The organism is Acinetobacter sp. ANC 4218 (assembly GCF_002135245.1).
Taxonomy (GTDB): Bacteria; Pseudomonadota; Gammaproteobacteria; order Pseudomonadales; family Moraxellaceae; genus Acinetobacter.
Genome location: NZ_NEGD01000001.1, coordinates 312,488 through 329,659, shown reverse-complemented (window position 1 = coordinate 329,659; position 17,172 = coordinate 312,488). Strand labels below are relative to the sequence as shown.

Below are 17,172 nucleotides of genomic sequence, written 5' to 3'. Positions count from 1 at the left end.
AATAAATATCAATAAAAGCAATTGTTACTTAGCAGCATTTTTGCCTAAAATACAGCAAGAGTAACTAGAACCATATTTTTTAGGTAGCTGTCGCCATGACCTTTGTTGTCACTGAAAATTGTATTAAATGTAAATACCAAGACTGCGTAGAAGTTTGTCCGGTAGATTGTTTCTACGAAGGTCCAAATTTCCTCGTGATTAATCCAGATGAATGTATTGACTGCGCATTATGCGAACCTGAATGCCCGGCAAATGCTATTTTCTCGGAAGATGAGTTGCCTGAAGGTCAGGAAGTCTTTATTGAACTGAATGCTGAGCTTTCACAAAAATGGCCAAACATCACTCAAATTGGTGACCAGCCTGCCGATCGCGAAGAATGGAACGGGAAAGCCGACAAGTTAAAATACTTGGAAAAATAAGACTGTTTCTGAGCCTGAAAAAGATCAGCCTATGCTGATCTTTTTTTATACTTAAAAAAACATTTGATTGCAATATTTTCAAATTTTATCCTTCAAATTAGATTAAAATAGCATGTATTTATAAATATCTGATTTCTATAATGAAGCATGTTTTAAAGGGCTTACTGGGCTTGAGCTTGGTCCCACTTGTCATGATTGGATGTAGCACATCTCCTCAGAAACAAGGGCAAATGCCCCATGGAAAACGGATCTTCATTCCTCAAGAACGCATTAGCCTTGAACGCCCAATTCCACCTAAAACAGTACCTTATGTTTATAATTCATGGATTGCCATCGGCGATAATTTACATCGTGTCCGTGAATATGAAAATTTTCTGGAACGTAATGGTGTCGGCAATATTATCCCAAGTTTCGAATTGTTGCGTTCTGCCCGTGACTGGCAAAAATGCGGCCGTCCCCAATATATGATTCCTAACCGTGAATTGTGGAACAATCAAATTGCAACTTTGAGAGTCTTTAAATATCTGGTTGCTGCCAAAGTGCTTACTGACTTTGAAGTAACCTCCGTTTACCGGGATTTGTCACTTAACCAGTGTGCCGGTGGCGCAAATTCATCACGCCACTTATTTAATTCGGCGATCGATTTCCGTATTGGGCCTGAAGTGCCCCAAGCAGAAGATTATGCATTTATTGAAAATAGCAAATTTAAATTATGTCAATTCTGGGTGCAGTACGGACAAAGCCTGAATATGGGACTTGGGCTATATGCTTCTGGTCAAATCCATATTGATACTCAAGGTTACCGCACCTGGGGTCCAGACCACTCACGCCACAGCTCAATGTGTAATTTTTAAAATCGTGTATTGCGGTAAAAAAAAAGAGATCCTGCTGATCTCTTTTTTATTGCCCTATTTTCAATAAATCAAAACGATAAATTGCACTCTGAATGGAAAGGTTTAAAATGCATGCATCGCAACACAGGTGACCAGACTATGCAACAAATGTGGACAGAGATTGATGCTTACATCGATTCACATTTAATTCCAGAAGACCCCATTCTGCTACAGACATTAAAAAATACTGAAGATAAAGGTTTTCCAGATCACCTCGCAGTCGCGCCCAATCAGGGCATGCTGCTGCAAATGCTGATTCAGATGAACAAGTGCAAACGTGTACTGGAACTGGGTACCTTTGCTGCCTACAGTACAATGTGGTTGGCTCGTGCGCTACCAGAAGATGGCTACATTCTGACCATTGAGGGTCGTGATACTCATGCAGCTTTGGGTCAGGAAAATATCGATAATGCCAAACTTCCGCAGACCATTGAGCTTAAAGTGGGGCGTGCAGCAGATGTATTAAAGGCATTGCCTGCAGATTTTGAACCATTTGACTTTGTGTTTATTGATGCCGACAAACAGAGTTATCCAGAGTATCTAGAACTCAGCTTAAACTTGTCCCATTCAGGGACTATTATTGTGCTCGATAACGTGATTCGTGCTGGCGAGATCATTAATCCTGCAAACCACAAACCTAGTATTGAAGGTATTCGCGATATGTTTGTCGCCTTGCAAGACCATCCTCGAATTTTGTCCTGTACTGCATTACAAACAGTTGGTAGCAAAGGACATGATGGCTTTGCGCTTGCCATAGTGAAATAATATGACACAAAGGTTAAAAAACAATCTTTTTATTTTTTTTGTTTTTTATTAATAATTTACAGATACTGTCCATATAGTTATCCACAACTTATGCGGATAACTATGGGTAATTATTAATCAAACCTGTTAGGTGTTGACTCAGTTATTTCACCACCAGTAAGGGTACGCTTGAATTTCGGAATATACTGGTTGCCACACTTCCCAAAAAGAATTGGCGAATCTTGCTGTGACTAAATGCACCCAGCAATATCAGTTGTATGCCATGTTCACTTTGGTATTCCAGTATATTTTCCGAAACATCGCCATAACGGTATTCAGTCACCACATCCATCCCGGCATCACGTAAATACTGCGAAGGTTCATTCAGTATTTCCGGATGATCACCTACATATAACAGATGGCACTGTAAGAGTCTTAATAAATCACTTTGTGCGACACGTTTCATCAGATTAACGCAGGTTGGTGAATATTCATAGGCAAAAATGAATCGTGTGGGTGGCTTAAACTGTTCCCCGACGGTCATTACGGTACATTTTGCACCACGAATAAAATTTTCTACATTACTGCCTATTGGTTTGTTTCGTTCCGCAGAATGCTCTCCGACCCGGCCAATAATGGCGATGTCATCTTCTTTAAGCACATGAAAACTCTGTTCCAGGAAATCGCCTTTTTCTTGCAGATGTGAGGCGCTAATCTGATACTTCTGCTGAATCATGTCAGAAATATGGGTTAAAAGATTATTGCTGTAATCCAGTGCCAGTTCACTTTGTTTTTGTTCAAGTTCTGCCAGTTCTTTCAGTAACATTGCATTACTTTCAAACCCGATCACCCCACTAATTTCCCCCAAATGATAACTAGCCGGGTAATAATCTAAAACCTGTAATAGTACCAATTCACGTTGTGTCTGCTTTGCAACCCATGCCGCAGCTTCAGCCACTGCATTTACACATGGAGAAGAATCAATACAAGCGATTACACGTTTCATTTTCGCCTCGCTTTTCGCCCATACAGGCTTTAAGTCTAATTGTTATTTTAAGTTAGCATAACTCTTCACCGCTGTGCATGCTTTTATGTAATTAAACTTACTCCCTGATTCATCTTCATTTTCTTGGATTTTTTAATCCCGATGACGAATAAATCTGGCCGGATTACCTGCAACAATAGTTGCCTTTTCAACATTCTTTGTGACCATACTGTTCATGCCGACAATAGCATGAGCATCAATTTTAACACCATCTTTAACACCCACATGCGCGCCCAGCCAGACATCTTGCCCAATCTCGATGCCCCGAGAACGTACCGCTTGCTGGTAAATGGGCTGTGCAAGTTCAATCCCGTGGTCAAAGGCATATAAATGGCAATATGCAGCTATACGGACCTGATCATGCAGTTTGATCCCCATGCGCCCACCATCGAGAATACAGTGATGGTTAATGGCCACTTCATTGCCAATTTCTAAAGGACCATGCAAAGTACAGTCTGCAGCAATAAAAGTATTGTCACCAATCGTGATTTTCCGGCCTGGCTCGGCAAAAATATGGGCCAGCGGTGAAATAAAACAGTTTTCACCAATTTCGACAGTTTCCATTTCCATCAAATAAGCCTGATATTCTTTTTGCCACTGTTCTGCCCAGCCGCGATTTTTCGGTTTTAATGACCAGTACAGCCACGGCATGTAATTCAAACGATGCTTGTGCTGTTCACGATATTTTAATAGCGGATCCTGTTCAGTCATGGTTCGGATCTTCTACAATTTTCAGTTGTTCACGTCCGCGAGTCACATCCTGAATTTTCAGTGCCAAAGGCTGAATTTGATGAACTTGTAACAAGGCTTCGACCTGTACGCCTGTGGCAGTATATTGTTCTTGAAATTCGATGTTTTGGTGGTTCAACTCATACTGAAAAATAGCCCATTCATTAAAATGGCAGGCAAAGCTGACTTTCTTTTTTTCGATCAGTTCAATTTTTTCCGCCAGTACCAGGCACTGCCCTGCACAACCACCATAGGCCCGAACCAGCCCGCCCGTTCCGAGTTTAATACCGCCAAACCAGCGATTGACCAGAACGATGATATTGGTTAATTCATTGCCTTCAATGGTTGCCAAAATCGGTCTTCCCGCAGTACCTGATGGTTCACCATCATCATTAAAACGAACATTATGACCAATTTTCCAGGCCCAGCACTGATGTGTGGTGGTGATATCTTTATGGAACTCTAAAAAGTTTTTGACATCCTGTTCATTTTCGACTGGTGCAGCAATCGCCTGAAAGCGACTTTTTTTAATGTCTTCTTCGAAAGTAACGGATGAGGCAATCGTAAATGGCATAAATCTGGAATAAATAACAATACAGCAGCAGTATAGCCTGTTTTGAACCACTTGCAGATACAAAAAAACCTCCTATAAAAGAAGGTTTCTTAAGAATTAAAAATATTTAAACTTAAATGATACTGTAATTTATAAGATTAAATCATTCTGATTAAACTTTAATTAAACAGTAAAATCTTCACCCAAATAGACTTTGCGCACAGTGTCATTTTCAAGCACTTCTTGCGGTGTACCTTCTGCAATTACCGCACCTTCACTGACAATATAGGCATGCTCACAAATCGCTAATGTATCCCGTACGTTATGATCAGTAATCAGTACACCAATTCCGCGGTCTTTAAGTTCACGGATAATATCCTTGATGTCCGCTACAGAAATAGGATCGACCCCCGCGAAAGGTTCATCCAGCAGCATGAACTTAGGATCAGCAGCCAAAGCACGGGCAATTTCAGCACGGCGACGCTCACCACCAGACACACTCATTCCCAGTGAATCCTTAATATGCGTGATTTTAAAATCTGCCAGTAATTCATTTAAACGCTGTTGACACTGTTGCTTGTTCAAATCTTTACGGGTTTCAAGAATCGCCATAATATTTTCAGAAATCGTCAGTTTTCTAAAAATTGAGGCTTCTTGCGGCAAATAACCAATGCCTTTACGGGCACGTTCATGCATAGCCAAGTCTGACAAATCAAGATTATCCAAATGAATCTCGCCTTTGTCCATCCGAACTAAACCCACCACCATATAAAAACTGGTGGTTTTACCCGCACCGTTTGGACCAAGTAAGCCTACAATCTGTCCACTCTGCATCTGAAAAGAGACATCTTTCACAACCCATCTTTTACTATAGTTTTTTGCCAGATGTTTAATACATAATGTTTGGGGCTGATTTAGCGGTTGATCCATTAATCACGTGCTCCTGGAAACGTTTTTGAGCTAGATGGTGGAATAATAATTTGTACGCGACCTGAAGATGAGCCAGTATTGTTCGGTGTACCCGTCGCTTCAACATCACCTTTATTCATGCTGTATTTCAAAGTATTACCGCGAATACTTGCCCCATCCTGCTGTAAAAATGCATTGCCGGACAAGGTGATAATGCCTGTTTGGGCATTATAAAGAATCCTTTGTGCCTGACCTTTCGCCAAGCCTTTATTGACCTCGGTTTGCTGTTGAAAACGTGCAGGACCGCCTGTCGCTGTAATGCTACTAATCTGTTTTTGACTGTTGAGATTGGCAACAATAGAGTTGGCTTGCAATCTCATGGTGCCCTGTTCGATGATGACATTCCCGCTATAGGTCGTCACCCCGGTTTTTTCATTATAGGTTGCACGGTCGGCGACCAATGAAATAGGCTGATTTCGGTCAGATGGAATGGCAAATGCAGCTGCCGACGAGAATACAACCAAACCGGCTAAAGCTGCTTGTTTAAGCAAGGTTTTAGGCAATGTAAGCTTAAGATTGTGGTTCATATTTTCCTCGAATATTAAAAAATTCGTATTGACCGTCATTTAAATTGGCTTTCAGCCCCTGGCTTACAAATTCAGCTTGCGGAGATTGCACAATGACCTGTTTATCTGTCTCTATTTCCCGAGTGTCAGGATATCCGGTTAATTCCTGAGTCTGAAACTGCATTTTGCCCTGTTGCATCAACTTGGTCGCCACAACATTGCCCGACAGAATCACCTTTTGATTATCATCATAACTGTTCGCCACTTTGGCATAAAAAGTAGCATCAACTGCGCCATTCTTATACAGGGAAGCATTCAGGTTTTCGAGTTTGGCCGTTTCTTTTTGCATGTCCTGTTCCATACGATCGACCTGAGCACGGGCATACAAATTACCGTTGTCATCGGTTTGAGTCAGGTTAATTTTTTCAGCGGAATAGGTCATGCTTCTGGCTGAGTCAACCTCGAGCTTGTTGCCCTTACCACTGTAATAGTAGTAACCACCACTTATAGCTGCAATTGCTATAGCAGTTAGGTATAAAACTTTTGTATCCATAAGTGTGGTACTTAACTCAAATTCAATGAATGGTTTAACAATTAATGTGGGGCAGCGGTATAGGTTTCAAGTAGCTGTTCATAAGCTCCTTTAGCCATCAGAATCATGTCACAGATTTCACGCACTGCACCACGACCACCCATGGCCTGGGTTACAAGGTCAGCACGGCGTCGAACTTCAACATGACCATTGGGAACAGTCACTTTCATACCTGCAATTGCAAATGCCGAAAGATCAGGCCAGTCATCACCTATATACAAACAGTCTTCTGGAGCAACATTCAATTGGGCACAGGCTTCGCGTAATGCAGTACCTTTATCTTCACGACCCTGAAAAACCAGGTCTACGCCCAAGTCAGACATGCGCTTTTCCACAATATTACTTTTACGTCCAGTAATAATAATGACTTTTACACCGGCTTTCTGTACGAGTTTCATACCTAAACCATCACGGATATCAAAGGACTTGATTTCATCCCCAGTATTGGTCAGGGTGACAAAACCATCACTCAGAATCCCGTCGACATCAAGAACCAAGGCTTCAACATAACGTGCCTGTTCCAATAAAATATAAGATGCCATTTATTAATTTACCCCGGCTTGAATCAGGTCATGCATGCTAATCACACCAATGACCTTATTTACATCATCTACAACAACAAATTGATTGATTTTCTTTTCGTTCATGCGCTCTAAAGCTTCAACCGCACGCGCATCTTGCGAAATGGTCAATGGATTTTTAGTCATGACCTCAGAAACCGGCAATTTCACATCAAAGCCTTGTTGCTTATCAATTAAACGACGTAAATCACCGTCAGTAAAAATCCCGAGCAGTACGTCATTTTGATCGACAATTGTGGTTAAACCCAGGCGTTTGTTTGAAATTTCGTATAAAACCTGATTCATTGGTGTATCTGGAGAGACTTTTGGCAATTCTGTACCTGTGTGCATGAGGTGTTCGACATGTAATAATAAGCGTTTACCTAATGCACCGGCAGGATGAGACAGCGCAAAATCATCAGCAGTAAAACCACGTGCATCCAGTAAAGCAACTGCCAAGGCATCACCTAAAGCCAGAGTTGCCGTGGTGCTTGAAGTCGGAGCCAAACCCAGTGGACAGGCTTCCTGAATATTTCCCAGGGTTAAAGCGACATCGGCATTTTGCGGCATAGGACCTTTGTCATCACCACTAATAGTAATTAGAGGAATTTCCAGACGCTTGATCAAAGGCATCAGCATCATGATTTCATCACTCTTGCCCGAGTTAGAAATGGCAATCAGCACATCGCCAGGAACCAGCATGCCTAAATCACCATGCCCCGCTTCTCCCGGATGCATAAAGAATGATGGCGTACCTGTAGAAGCAAACGTTGCTGCCATTTTACGGCCGATATGCCCTGATTTTCCCATACCAGTAATGACTAAACGTCCCCGGCACTGCAAAATGGTTTCGCAGGCACGATTAAAACGATCATCAATTTGCGTTGCCAATATTTCCAGGGCTTGTTCTTCTATACGCAAAGTTTCTAGTGCAACTTTTTGAAAGTCTATTTGATTTGGCATATTTGAGGGGTTCAAAATAGGTTTACCTTTACTCTATACAGAGCTGATTCAATCAAGCAAAAAATAATTTTCGCAATTTTATCATATCTATGCAAATGTCACGTTTCTAAATGTACAAGATTCCACGAATTGTGTAGAAATGATGGTCATGAACTTGCCTAATTTCCTAGCGAACCTCAGCTTCCCTAACCTCAGGTTTGGCCAGTATCCTATAGCAATCTTAAGATATTGAATTGATATACATTCTTATTTGTATGAACTCATGTTATTCCAGCTGCAAACAGCCACTTGATGCGTAGGTGTTGTGTTTCATTCATCCTGCTTCATTTATACCAAGCTGAGTTATATTATTAGACATGGTTTTATTATTTAATTCTAATATGAAAAATACACTTTCTGATCACGAGCAAATTGGCGTGGTTTCCACTTTTCCTGAACTGGTCAATTCGAAGTTTCAAGGAAATATGAATGCCCTTTGCTGGTATAGAAATCTAGCTGGGGATTTTAAAGAAATTGTTACCAAACTTGAATTAAAAGAGAATATTACCGAAGTTTCTATTGAAGATCTTTTAGCACTGCAACTTTCCGAACAAGGTCATCTGGCTCGGGAAATGATCTTAAGGGATATACAGCTATTAACTGATTTCGGCGCATCCCCTTCTCTTAATTTACTTAAAAGTTATGAACGGGATGAAGAGCTGGATTTCATTTCAACAGATGTGTATTCCTACCATGTTGACCGCTCAGCTATAGAAACAGATACTTTTTTATGTACTTATTATGGTTGTGCCAGTGATATTTTGCCAAACAATCAGGTTGAACAAAAGATTCTGATTCCAGAAATAAGAGCAAAGCTTAAAAATTTATATGACGGTCCAGAAGCCGAGTTCGAAAATTTCTTGGAAGAATATTTCTTTGATTTACATTATGCACCCAAAGCGGATGCAACCCCGATCAATTTAGGTCAAGGACATCTTTGGCGCCTGGCAGTCGATCATCCAACACAGCCCGTTTTACCTTGTGTGCATAGAGCGCCTCATGAAGCAGGTGAATATAGACTTCTCTTGATCTGTTAAATATTGATGAGATATATAGTGTTCACTTGATCTATAAAATCTGGATATTACATCTGCCTATTTCTAAAAGGCTCTCGTTTTGAAGGTTCTGGTCTTAAATGCTCCAGAAAAACGGGGACAGATCCGGGATTTTATTTGTAATAGAGCATTGCGCATCATCAGTCATGGCACTCAACATTTATACATCCATATATCCCTAAAAAATTCCTGCTTTTTTTTGTTTTAACTTTATGAAAAAAAATGCTTAGGTTAAGATGAGCCATCTTTTGGTAGAAACAATTTGAAGACCTATGCAACCTTTTATTCTATATAACTCAGAGCAACGTAAAAAAGTAGAATTCGTACCTCGTAAAGAAGGTCATATCGACATGTATGTTTGCGGTATGACTGTGTATGACTACTGTCATATTGGTCATGCTCGAGTTATGGTTGCATTTGACTATATTATTCGTTTTCTGCGCAGTCAGGGCTGGAAGGTAAAATACGTACGTAACATTACCGATATTGATGACAAAATCATCAAACGTGCCAATGAAAATGGGGAAAGCATTACTGCGCTAACCGATCGTTTTATCAAAGCCATGAACGAAGATGCTGAAAACTTAGGCTGCCTACATCCAGATGAAGCACCTCGTGCGACTGATTACATCGACCAGATGCAAAACATGATTGGCAATCTGGTCAATAAAGGCACGGCTTATCCTTCTGCAAATGGCGATGTCTATTTTGAAGTGGAAAAATTTGCCAAATACGGCCGTTTGTCTGGCCGTAAACTGGAAGATATGCAAGCCGGTGCCTCTGAACGCGTCGATGTAGAAGTAGAAAAGAAACATCCATTTGACTTTGTGCTGTGGAAGCATGCCAAAGAAAATGAACCTTCATGGGCTTCACCTTGGGGCAATGGACGTCCGGGCTGGCATATTGAATGTTCAGCGATGTCCACGTGCTGTCTGGGCAATCATTTTGATATTCATGGAGGCGGTTCAGATTTAACCTTCCCACATCATGAAAATGAAATTGCCCAATCAGAAGCATCAACTGGCGAACAGTATGTGAATTACTGGATGCATGTCGGCTTTATTAATGTCGACGGCGAAAAAATGTCGAAATCTTTAGGTAACTTTTTCACCATTCGCGATGTGATGGATAAATTCCATCCGGAAGTGATCCGTTTCTTTATTGTTTCTTCGCATTACCGCAGCCCGGTGAACTTCTCTGACACAGCACTAAAAGAAGCAAAGAACACCCTTTCCCGTTTCTATCACTCATTTAAGGCATATCAACAAGCCTATGGTGAAAAAACTGTAGAAATTCTAGATGAAGCATTGGTTGAACGTTTTAATTCTGCTATGCGCGATGACTTCAATACCGCTGAAGCAATTGCCGTATTGTTTGAAGTCAACAAAGAACTCAACCGTGCAGTGAAAGATGAAAATGCTGAACAGGCTGCAGTGTATTATTCAACTTTACGTCACTTGACCAATATCTTAGGTTTGGTACAGCATAATGTAGACGACTTTTTGAAATCAGATATTGGTCAGGAAGCATTAGGCTTGTCGGAAGAGCAGATTGAAGACCTGATTCAGCAACGTAAAGATGCGAAAAAGGCCAAGGAATTTGCCAAAGCGGACGAAATTCGCCAGAATTTACTCGATCAAGGCGTGGTTCTGGAAGATACCCGTCAAGGCACCATTTGGCGTCGTGCTGATTAATTAAACATTTGGAAGCACAAAGAGTTGACAGTTGAAAGAAACTCTCTATAATTCACTTCCATATTGCGGGAATAGCTCAGTTGGTAGAGCATAACCTTGCCAAGGTTGGGGTCGGGAGTTCGAGTCTCCTTTCCCGCTCCAGAATACGAAAAGCCCTAATCGAAATATTGGGGCTTTTTTTATAAGCTAATTTTTATCATTCTATCTTTCAACCTTCTTATTAAAAGCTTAAACAAAAACAGATCAATTCCAAACTAATCGATAATATCAACATGGATAGATAAGCAAGTCTACAGAAAGCCCCCTATTAGTCATAGTCACCTAAGCAGCTTTCTAAAAAATTCAAAATCTTCTTGATTGGATAAAAAATCCCAAGAAGCCCACAGGTGTTCAAAACCATGCATAATGCTGGCAACTATCTCATCTCTTTAGACAAAGGAGTGCGCTGGTTAGCTACCAAAGCCAAGAGCTGGAAATGTCAATTCTCTCAGGCTTTGCTGCTGAAATTTCTATCATTAAAAATAGGTTTGATATTTATTCTTATAAGTCAAAAGATAATTTTCAAATTTAATGAATATTTGAGTGTATTCATATGATTAATATTTTGGTGAATTAAATATAAAAGATACATTTTTACCTTTTTTCCTTCCAGCATTCTAACTATGTTAAGCTTTGAACAAATAATAAATATTGAAACAAGAGGATAACATCATGGGTTACCAGCACATCTTAGTTTCTGTAGATGATTCCCCTATCTCTCTCGCTGCCGCTGACCAAGCGATGATGTTGGCTAAAGCTATAGGAAGTAAAGTGACTATAGTCAGTGTGGTAATTATCGACCCTTTAACCAGTGTCAGTTTTTATAAAAATGTACCTGGAGTCACAGATTATTTTATGGAGGCCCAAGCCCACGCTAAAAATATATTAGCTGAGCTAGGTGCCAGATTTGCTGAAGCAGGCATTGCCGCAGAGACTAAACTTCTGGCCAAACAATCCCCCAGTGAGGCCATTGCTGAACTAGCCGATGAATTAAAGGCTGATTTGATTGTGGTTGGATCGCATGGGCGTACCGGTTTGAAAAAAGCTTTTATTGGCAGTATTGCCCAGGATATTCTGACCGCCAGCCATGTTCCCGTGCTGGTGGTTAAACATACTCCATAATCCTTTTAAGATGCTTTTTTGATATTTATAGAAATAGTTTAAGCAGTTTAGGATTTAAATTGCTTAGGCTATTTTTAATAATATGAGCCGGCTCTAATCAGTTTAATTATGCTGTAATTGACCGTGGTTTAACTGCAAAGTATCAGCCTCTAAATACTCCAGTTCCTCCAGATGATGAGAGACATAAATCATCGGCACATTCAGTTCATCTTTCATTCGTTTAAAAAAGGGTAAAATTTGCTGTTTTAACTGTACATCTAATCCAGTTAATGGTTCATCCAATAACAGCAAATTGGGAGAAGACAATAAGGCACGTCCAATCGATACCCGCTGTGCTTCCCCACCTGAAAGCTGCCAGGCTTTACGCTGAATCAGGGCATTCAAGTCCAGCAAATCTACAATGTCATCAAACTGGAATTTTCGTTCCGAGGGTGCCAGCCATTTTTCTGCATAACATAAATTCTGTTTGACATTCATATGCGGAAACAGCAAGGCCTGCTGGAAAATTAAAGCGATTTTGCGTTGATGCATGGGCAGATGAATGTTTTGCCAGGTATCCACCAAAATGTGTTGATTAAACTGGATATACCCCTGATCAGGTTTGAATAGTCCGACAATATTTTTTAACAAGGTGCTCTTGCCACTCCCAGAAACGCCCACAATGCCCAAAAGTGACTGCTGCATCTCCAGTTCAACATTCAAGCTAAAATCAGCATGTTGATATTGAAAATCACATTTCAACATTTCAGGCTCCCAATTTGCGTTGATAGTTTTGCAGAATAAAATAATTGGCAATTAAGGCGCTAAAAGCCAAAAATAAGGATAAGGCCACCAAACGCATTGCCATATCTTCACCATTGGGTTGTTGCAGCAAGGAATAAATCGCGATGGGAATGGTACGGGTTTCATCAGGAATGTTACCGACAAAAGTAATGGTGGCGCCAAACTCCCCTAGGCTGCGGCTGAAACATAAAATGCTACCCATCACGATGCCAGGAATAGCCAAAGGCAAGTTGATACTGAAAAAGACTCTCCATGGCGCAGCCCCCAATGAACCAGCAATCTGTTCCAGCTGCTGGTTCATCAACTGAAAGGACAGCCGAATCGGTTGTACCATCAACGGAAATGCCACAATCATCGAGGCCAATACAGCCCCTTTCCAGTTAAAAGCCAGCTGTATGCCCAGTGTATGCAGATATTTTCCAATGATGCCCTGATTGCCAAACAGTACCAGCAGCAAATAGCCCAGCACCACGGGAGGGAGTACCATCGGCAACTGTAAACATGCTTCCATAATAAATTTCAGCCGAAATTCATATCGTGCTAGTACCCAAGCCAATCCGATGGCAAAAGGTAAGCAGAACAAGGTGGCAAAACCGGCTACTTTGGCAGATAAATACAGGGCACTCAGCTCTTCTGGACTTAACATCGTTGATTTATCTCCCAAGGGATTGCTTAGGATTTCAGGCTAAAACCGTATTTTTTAAAGATTGCTTTGGCCTGAGCACTTTTTTCCACAAACTGTACAAACTGTACTGCCTGTTTATTCTGTTCGCCCTGCTTGGTTAAAGCCAGCGGATACGCAATCGGGCTATGTGAGTTTGCGGGAAAAGTACCGATGATTTTGACTTTCTGGCTAATCAGGGCATCCGTTTTATAAACAATACCTACCTCACATTCGCCACGCTCAACAAAAGCCAAAGCCGAGCGCACATCATCTGTTCCCACAATCCGTCTATTTAGGCTATTCAACCAGTTTAGTTTAATCAGGCTCTGTTTGGCATATTTACCCGCAGGCACAGATTCCATCTGTCCCGTACAAAGATGTCCTTTAAACGCTTGAGCAAAATTAAAAGTAGACTGTGGCTTAAATGCAATATTTAAATTTTTTGAACTGATGGCCACCAGCTGGTTAAACAATAAGAGCCTGGTTCTGTTTTGATTAATCAGGTTCTTTTTGATCAGGTAATTCATCCAGTCCAGATCGGCCGAAAAAAAGATATCACTGCTTGCCCCTGCTTCAACCTGTTTTGCAAGCGCGGATGAAGCCCCATATACCGTTACAAGATTTGTTTTCGGATGTTGCTTTGCATAAATTTCTTCAATGTCGCTCACGGCGTTGGTCAGGCTGGCAGCAGCATAAATTTTGACTGTTTCAGCATGTGCAACTGAAAGTGAAACCGGTAGACATACTGAGAAAAACAGAGATTTTTTCATGATTCTTTTGCCCCTTAATGAATAAATAAGCCCTGGACAATATCCCCTTCAAGCAGGCTTTGCCCTGCGGGAATACGCACCAGACAATTGGCCTGCACTAAATTGCTGAGCATATGCGATTGCTGTTTGGACAGACTTTTTACTTTCAAAACTGACTGATCAAAATGGGCGGACATTCTTAAAAAACGTTCTCGGCTGTCGTTTTTTAAATCATGGCTGAGTACTGCACTAAACCAGTCCGGCCGCTGTTTTTGCCCCTGCAACACATTTAATAAGGTTGCGGTATAAATTTGCATACCCACATACACGGCTGCAGGATTACCCGGCAAACCCAACAGATAACAACGCGAACAATCATTGCGGGTTAATTCTGCAAAGAACATCGGCTTGCCCGGTTTCTGTTTCACTTTCCAGAACAGCTGTTCGAAGCCTAAATCCAGTGCCACTGGCCGAATAAAATCATAATCTCCCACCGAGACACCGCCAGTGCTTAAAACCACATCATAGCTGTCCGATAATTGCTGAATTAATGCTTTCACTGCATCTTCGCTATCGGCTACATGGAAAATTTCAACCTGCTGTCCTGCATTTTGAAACCAGGCCTGAATCAGCGGCGCATTGGCATCGAAGATTTTACCTGCTGCAAAATCTTCAATGCTGCTCGCGACTTCATCTCCAGTAATGACCACTGCAACTTTAGGATATCGAACAACTTCTACACTGTGAATGCCTGCCATACTTAAACTGGCAATTGCCCCCACAGACAGCTGTTGGCCTTTACTGGCTAGCAGCTGTCCAGTGGTAATTTCTTCACCTGCATTGCGAATATCAGCATGAGCATGCAGGTTTTCAACTATTGCGATTTTGCCTGAATCGATGAGCTTGACGATTTCCTGACGTGCCACTGTGGTGGTTCCAAACGGAATTTTGGCGCCAGTAAAAATCCGAACCGCTTGTCCGGCTTTCAGTTGCAGCTCATCCTGTTGTCCGGCCCGGATTTCACCGATCAGTTCAAATTCGCTATGCGGCTCAATTACGGACTGGGCACACAGTGCATAACCATCTACCGCACTTTGCGAAAATAAGGGCAGATTGATGGCAGCATACACATCTTGCGCCAAATAGCGGTTTAAAGCCTGATTAAGCTCAAGGCGTTCAGTTGCTAACACCTGAGTGTGCTGCAAGATTAAATCCAGTGCCTGATCCACACTAATCAAGCCGTTTTCAGCACCACATCCTGACATTAGGCTATTCATTGGTAACCCCCTGAATGGGGAATATTTTTTTGCACATCAAATAAATGTACCAATGCTGGCAGAACTGCAATCAACGATTCTTTCGCCCCTTGCCGGCTCCCCGGTAAGGTCATCACCAAACTGTTCTCGATATATCCGGCCACACCACGACTTAAGGCGGCATAAGGTGTACGTTTTTGCCCAAAACTGCGTGAGGCTTCCATCAGCCCGGGAATTTCCCGTTTTAATAACGGCTGGATGGTTTCCACGGTTAAGTCTTTCGGCCCCAACCCGGTTCCACCTACGGTTAAAATCAGGGGATAGTCATTTTTCTGCTGTTCAATCAATGCCAGTAACTGTTCCGGACTATCCGGAATCACCTGATAGGCAATATTGCCAAAATTGGCTTCCTGTAAAATTTCCAATACATTCTGCCCTGCCGTATCCAGTTTTTTGCCTAAAGCCACGGTATCCGACAGCACAATGATAGAGGCAGGCATTGCTTCTTTTAAGGCACGGGTAAAGTGTGATTTACCGCCTTTTTTCTTTTGCAACTTAACCCGATCCAGACATAGGTCTTCCGGTTCACAATGCGGTTTCAGCATGTCATACAACGTTAAACCGGCCAGACTGACTGCGGTCAACGCTTCCATTTCCACCCCGGTCGGCCCAATGGTTTCCACCGTGGCAATAATTTCCACATGTGCATCAAACAGTTCATATTCCACATCGGCCCGGTAAATCGGTAGCGGATGGCATAGCGGAATCAGTTCATCGGTACGTTTGGCTGCTAAAATCCCTGCAATTCGTGCCGTCTTCAGCGCATCGCCTTTTTCGGTATTGCCCTGACGTAACAATTCAATGCAAGGTGCTGGGGCATGCAGAATCCCTGTGGCCACTGCAGTACGATAACTCTCGGCTTTCATCCCGACATTTTTCATTGCATCTTTCCTGAATTCATTTTTACTTTAAATAATGCTGTTGACTGACATCTACTCAGATTCAATGAGTAGCTTAATCTTGTTTTAATGATGACAATGGGCATGATCACTGTGTGCAGATTGTTTATCTGCATGATGATGTGCAGACCCCTGCTCCGCTGTATCTTTACGGATACAGCAACCTTCTACATATTGACTGCTGCCATCTAGGTAAAATTCTTCTTTCCACACCGGTACTTCGTGCTTGACCCGTTCTACCGCTTCTTCACAGGCAGCAAAGGCTTCGCGGCGATGTGCAGCATAGGCCATGGCAATAATGGCCTTTTCACCAATCGCCAAAGCACCAATCCGGTGAATCACCCGTACATAGGACACACCATATTTAGCCTGAATCTCCTGCTCGATCTGGCGAATCATTTTTTCCACCACGGGTGCATACGCAGTATATTTCAGTGCCTTAACCGCTTTGCCTTCATGATGATTACGCACGGTTCCGATAAACACCCCTATGCCACCGCATTCAGGAAACTGCTCAATCTGATCAAAGCTGTCTAAAGTTAAGTCGGTATCCTGAATTCTGCAAAATGTTTTCAATAACGGCATTTCAGCCTCCTGCCACTGGTGACAACAGCACCAGCGTACTGTCTGTATCAAGCTGGGTTTGTCGGGGAATGATGTCCTCACCGATGGCGCAGGCACAACGTTCAAGCATGGCAAAAGCTGCCGGATAATCCTGTCCGACTTGTGTCAATACCTCAGCAATGGTGCTCCGGGCACTGCATAACAGGGCTAAATTTGCAGGTAACTGTCGTTCTACTGCACCGAAGGCTTCAATTTTGATCTTGATTTGTGGCATT

General features: G+C 42.0%; 21 protein-coding genes and 1 tRNA gene. 7 read left to right on the top strand and 15 right to left on the bottom strand.

Annotated features, from left to right (window positions below; all coding sequences use genetic code 11):
* The first annotated feature begins 95 nt into the window (after positions 1-95).
* From fdxA to B9T38_RS01605, 3 genes are all read left to right on the top strand, one after another.
* Positions 96-419 (top strand): ferredoxin FdxA, encoded by a 324-nt coding sequence (gene fdxA / locus B9T38_RS01615; RefSeq protein ID WP_086195111.1) that lies wholly within the window; start codon positions 96-98, stop codon positions 417-419.
* Positions 420-559: 140 nt separating this feature from the next.
* Positions 560-1,273 (top strand): D-Ala-D-Ala carboxypeptidase family metallohydrolase, encoded by a 714-nt coding sequence (locus B9T38_RS01610; RefSeq protein WP_086195110.1) that lies wholly within the window; start codon positions 560-562, stop codon positions 1,271-1,273.
* A 138-nt stretch (positions 1,274-1,411) separates the two neighbouring features.
* Positions 1,412-2,077, top strand: a complete 666-nt coding sequence (locus B9T38_RS01605) for an O-methyltransferase (protein WP_086195109.1) — start codon at positions 1,412-1,414, stop codon at positions 2,075-2,077.
* A gap of 142 nt (positions 2,078-2,219) precedes the next feature.
* On the opposite strand, the gene B9T38_RS01600 is transcribed toward B9T38_RS01605, so the two are convergent.
* The 8 genes from B9T38_RS01600 to B9T38_RS01565 form a co-directional block, all read right to left on the bottom strand.
* Entirely contained in the window at positions 2,220-3,062 is an 843-nt protein-coding gene (locus B9T38_RS01600) for a universal stress protein (RefSeq protein ID WP_086195108.1), read from the bottom strand.
* 132 nt (positions 3,063-3,194) lie between these two features.
* Positions 3,195-3,812, bottom strand: coding sequence for an acyltransferase (locus B9T38_RS01595; RefSeq protein ID WP_086195107.1), 618 nt, complete (start codon positions 3,810-3,812; stop codon positions 3,195-3,197).
* Positions 3,805-4,404: an IMPACT family protein gene (locus tag B9T38_RS01590; protein ID WP_086195106.1), complete on the bottom strand. Its 600-nt coding sequence runs from the start codon at positions 4,402-4,404 to the stop codon at positions 3,805-3,807. Before B9T38_RS01590 ends, B9T38_RS01595 begins: the two co-directional genes overlap by 8 nt.
* Before the next feature lie 162 nt (positions 4,405-4,566).
* Positions 4,567-5,313 carry an LPS export ABC transporter ATP-binding protein gene (lptB, locus tag B9T38_RS01585; RefSeq protein ID WP_086195105.1) on the bottom strand — a complete coding sequence of 249 codons (747 nt, stop codon included), beginning with the start codon at positions 5,311-5,313 and terminating at the stop codon, positions 4,567-4,569.
* Positions 5,313-5,879 carry a lipopolysaccharide transport periplasmic protein LptA gene (lptA, locus tag B9T38_RS01580; RefSeq protein WP_086195104.1) on the bottom strand — a complete coding sequence of 189 codons (567 nt, stop codon included), beginning with the start codon at positions 5,877-5,879 and terminating at the stop codon, positions 5,313-5,315. The genes lptB and lptA overlap by 1 nt, the downstream gene beginning before the upstream one ends.
* Positions 5,863-6,411, bottom strand: a complete 549-nt coding sequence (gene lptC / locus B9T38_RS01575) for an LPS export ABC transporter periplasmic protein LptC (protein WP_086195103.1) — start codon at positions 6,409-6,411, stop codon at positions 5,863-5,865. Before lptC ends, lptA begins: the two co-directional genes overlap by 17 nt.
* Before the next feature lie 41 nt (positions 6,412-6,452).
* A complete protein-coding gene (locus B9T38_RS01570; RefSeq protein WP_086195102.1) occupies positions 6,453-6,992 on the bottom strand; it encodes a KdsC family phosphatase in 540 nt (179 codons plus the stop codon).
* Between the two features lie 3 nt (positions 6,993-6,995).
* The gene (locus B9T38_RS01565; protein ID WP_086195101.1) at positions 6,996-7,973 is read right to left on the bottom strand and encodes a KpsF/GutQ family sugar-phosphate isomerase; all 978 of its coding nucleotides are present in this window, start codon (positions 7,971-7,973) and stop codon (positions 6,996-6,998) included.
* A gap of 380 nt (positions 7,974-8,353) precedes the next feature.
* On the opposite strand from B9T38_RS01565, the gene B9T38_RS01560 reads away from it, so the two are divergent.
* The 4 genes from B9T38_RS01560 to B9T38_RS01540 all read left to right on the top strand — a co-directional run bounded on the left by B9T38_RS01560 (position 8,354) and on the right by B9T38_RS01540 (position 11,922).
* Complete coding sequence (locus B9T38_RS01560) at positions 8,354-9,049, top strand: DUF1826 domain-containing protein (RefSeq protein WP_086195144.1); 696 nt, start codon at positions 8,354-8,356, stop codon at positions 9,047-9,049.
* A 290-nt stretch (positions 9,050-9,339) separates the two neighbouring features.
* Positions 9,340-10,761 (top strand): cysteine--tRNA ligase, encoded by a 1,422-nt coding sequence (gene cysS, locus B9T38_RS01555; protein ID WP_086195100.1) that lies wholly within the window; start codon positions 9,340-9,342, stop codon positions 10,759-10,761.
* Between the two features lie 65 nt (positions 10,762-10,826).
* Positions 10,827-10,902, top strand: a tRNA-Gly gene (locus tag B9T38_RS01550).
* A 570-nt stretch (positions 10,903-11,472) separates the two neighbouring features.
* Positions 11,473-11,922 (top strand): universal stress protein, encoded by a 450-nt coding sequence (locus B9T38_RS01540; protein ID WP_086195098.1) that lies wholly within the window; start codon positions 11,473-11,475, stop codon positions 11,920-11,922.
* Between the two features lie 102 nt (positions 11,923-12,024).
* On the opposite strand, the gene B9T38_RS01535 is transcribed toward B9T38_RS01540, so the two are convergent.
* The 7 genes from B9T38_RS01535 to B9T38_RS01505 form a co-directional block, all read right to left on the bottom strand.
* A complete protein-coding gene (locus B9T38_RS01535) occupies positions 12,025-12,666 on the bottom strand; it encodes an ATP-binding cassette domain-containing protein (RefSeq protein ID WP_086195097.1) in 642 nt (213 codons plus the stop codon).
* 1 nt (position 12,667) lies between these two features.
* Entirely contained in the window at positions 12,668-13,351 is a 684-nt protein-coding gene (gene modB / locus B9T38_RS01530) for a molybdate ABC transporter permease subunit (protein WP_086195096.1), read from the bottom strand.
* A 26-nt stretch (positions 13,352-13,377) separates the two neighbouring features.
* The gene (modA, locus tag B9T38_RS01525; RefSeq protein WP_086195095.1) at positions 13,378-14,139 is read right to left on the bottom strand and encodes a molybdate ABC transporter substrate-binding protein; all 762 of its coding nucleotides are present in this window, start codon (positions 14,137-14,139) and stop codon (positions 13,378-13,380) included.
* A 14-nt stretch (positions 14,140-14,153) separates the two neighbouring features.
* Positions 14,154-15,395, bottom strand: coding sequence for a molybdopterin molybdotransferase MoeA (locus B9T38_RS01520; RefSeq protein ID WP_086195094.1), 1,242 nt, complete (start codon positions 15,393-15,395; stop codon positions 14,154-14,156).
* Entirely contained in the window at positions 15,392-16,315 is a 924-nt protein-coding gene (gene moaCB / locus B9T38_RS01515; protein ID WP_086195093.1) for a bifunctional molybdenum cofactor biosynthesis protein MoaC/MoaB, read from the bottom strand. The genes B9T38_RS01520 and moaCB overlap by 4 nt, the downstream gene beginning before the upstream one ends.
* An 84-nt stretch (positions 16,316-16,399) precedes the next feature.
* Complete coding sequence (locus tag B9T38_RS01510) at positions 16,400-16,918, bottom strand: molybdenum cofactor biosynthesis protein MoaE (RefSeq protein ID WP_086195092.1); 519 nt, start codon at positions 16,916-16,918, stop codon at positions 16,400-16,402.
* Between the two features lies 1 nt (position 16,919).
* Complete coding sequence (locus tag B9T38_RS01505) at positions 16,920-17,171, bottom strand: MoaD/ThiS family protein (protein ID WP_086195091.1); 252 nt, start codon at positions 17,169-17,171, stop codon at positions 16,920-16,922.
* Between the last annotated feature and the right edge of the window lies 1 nt (position 17,172).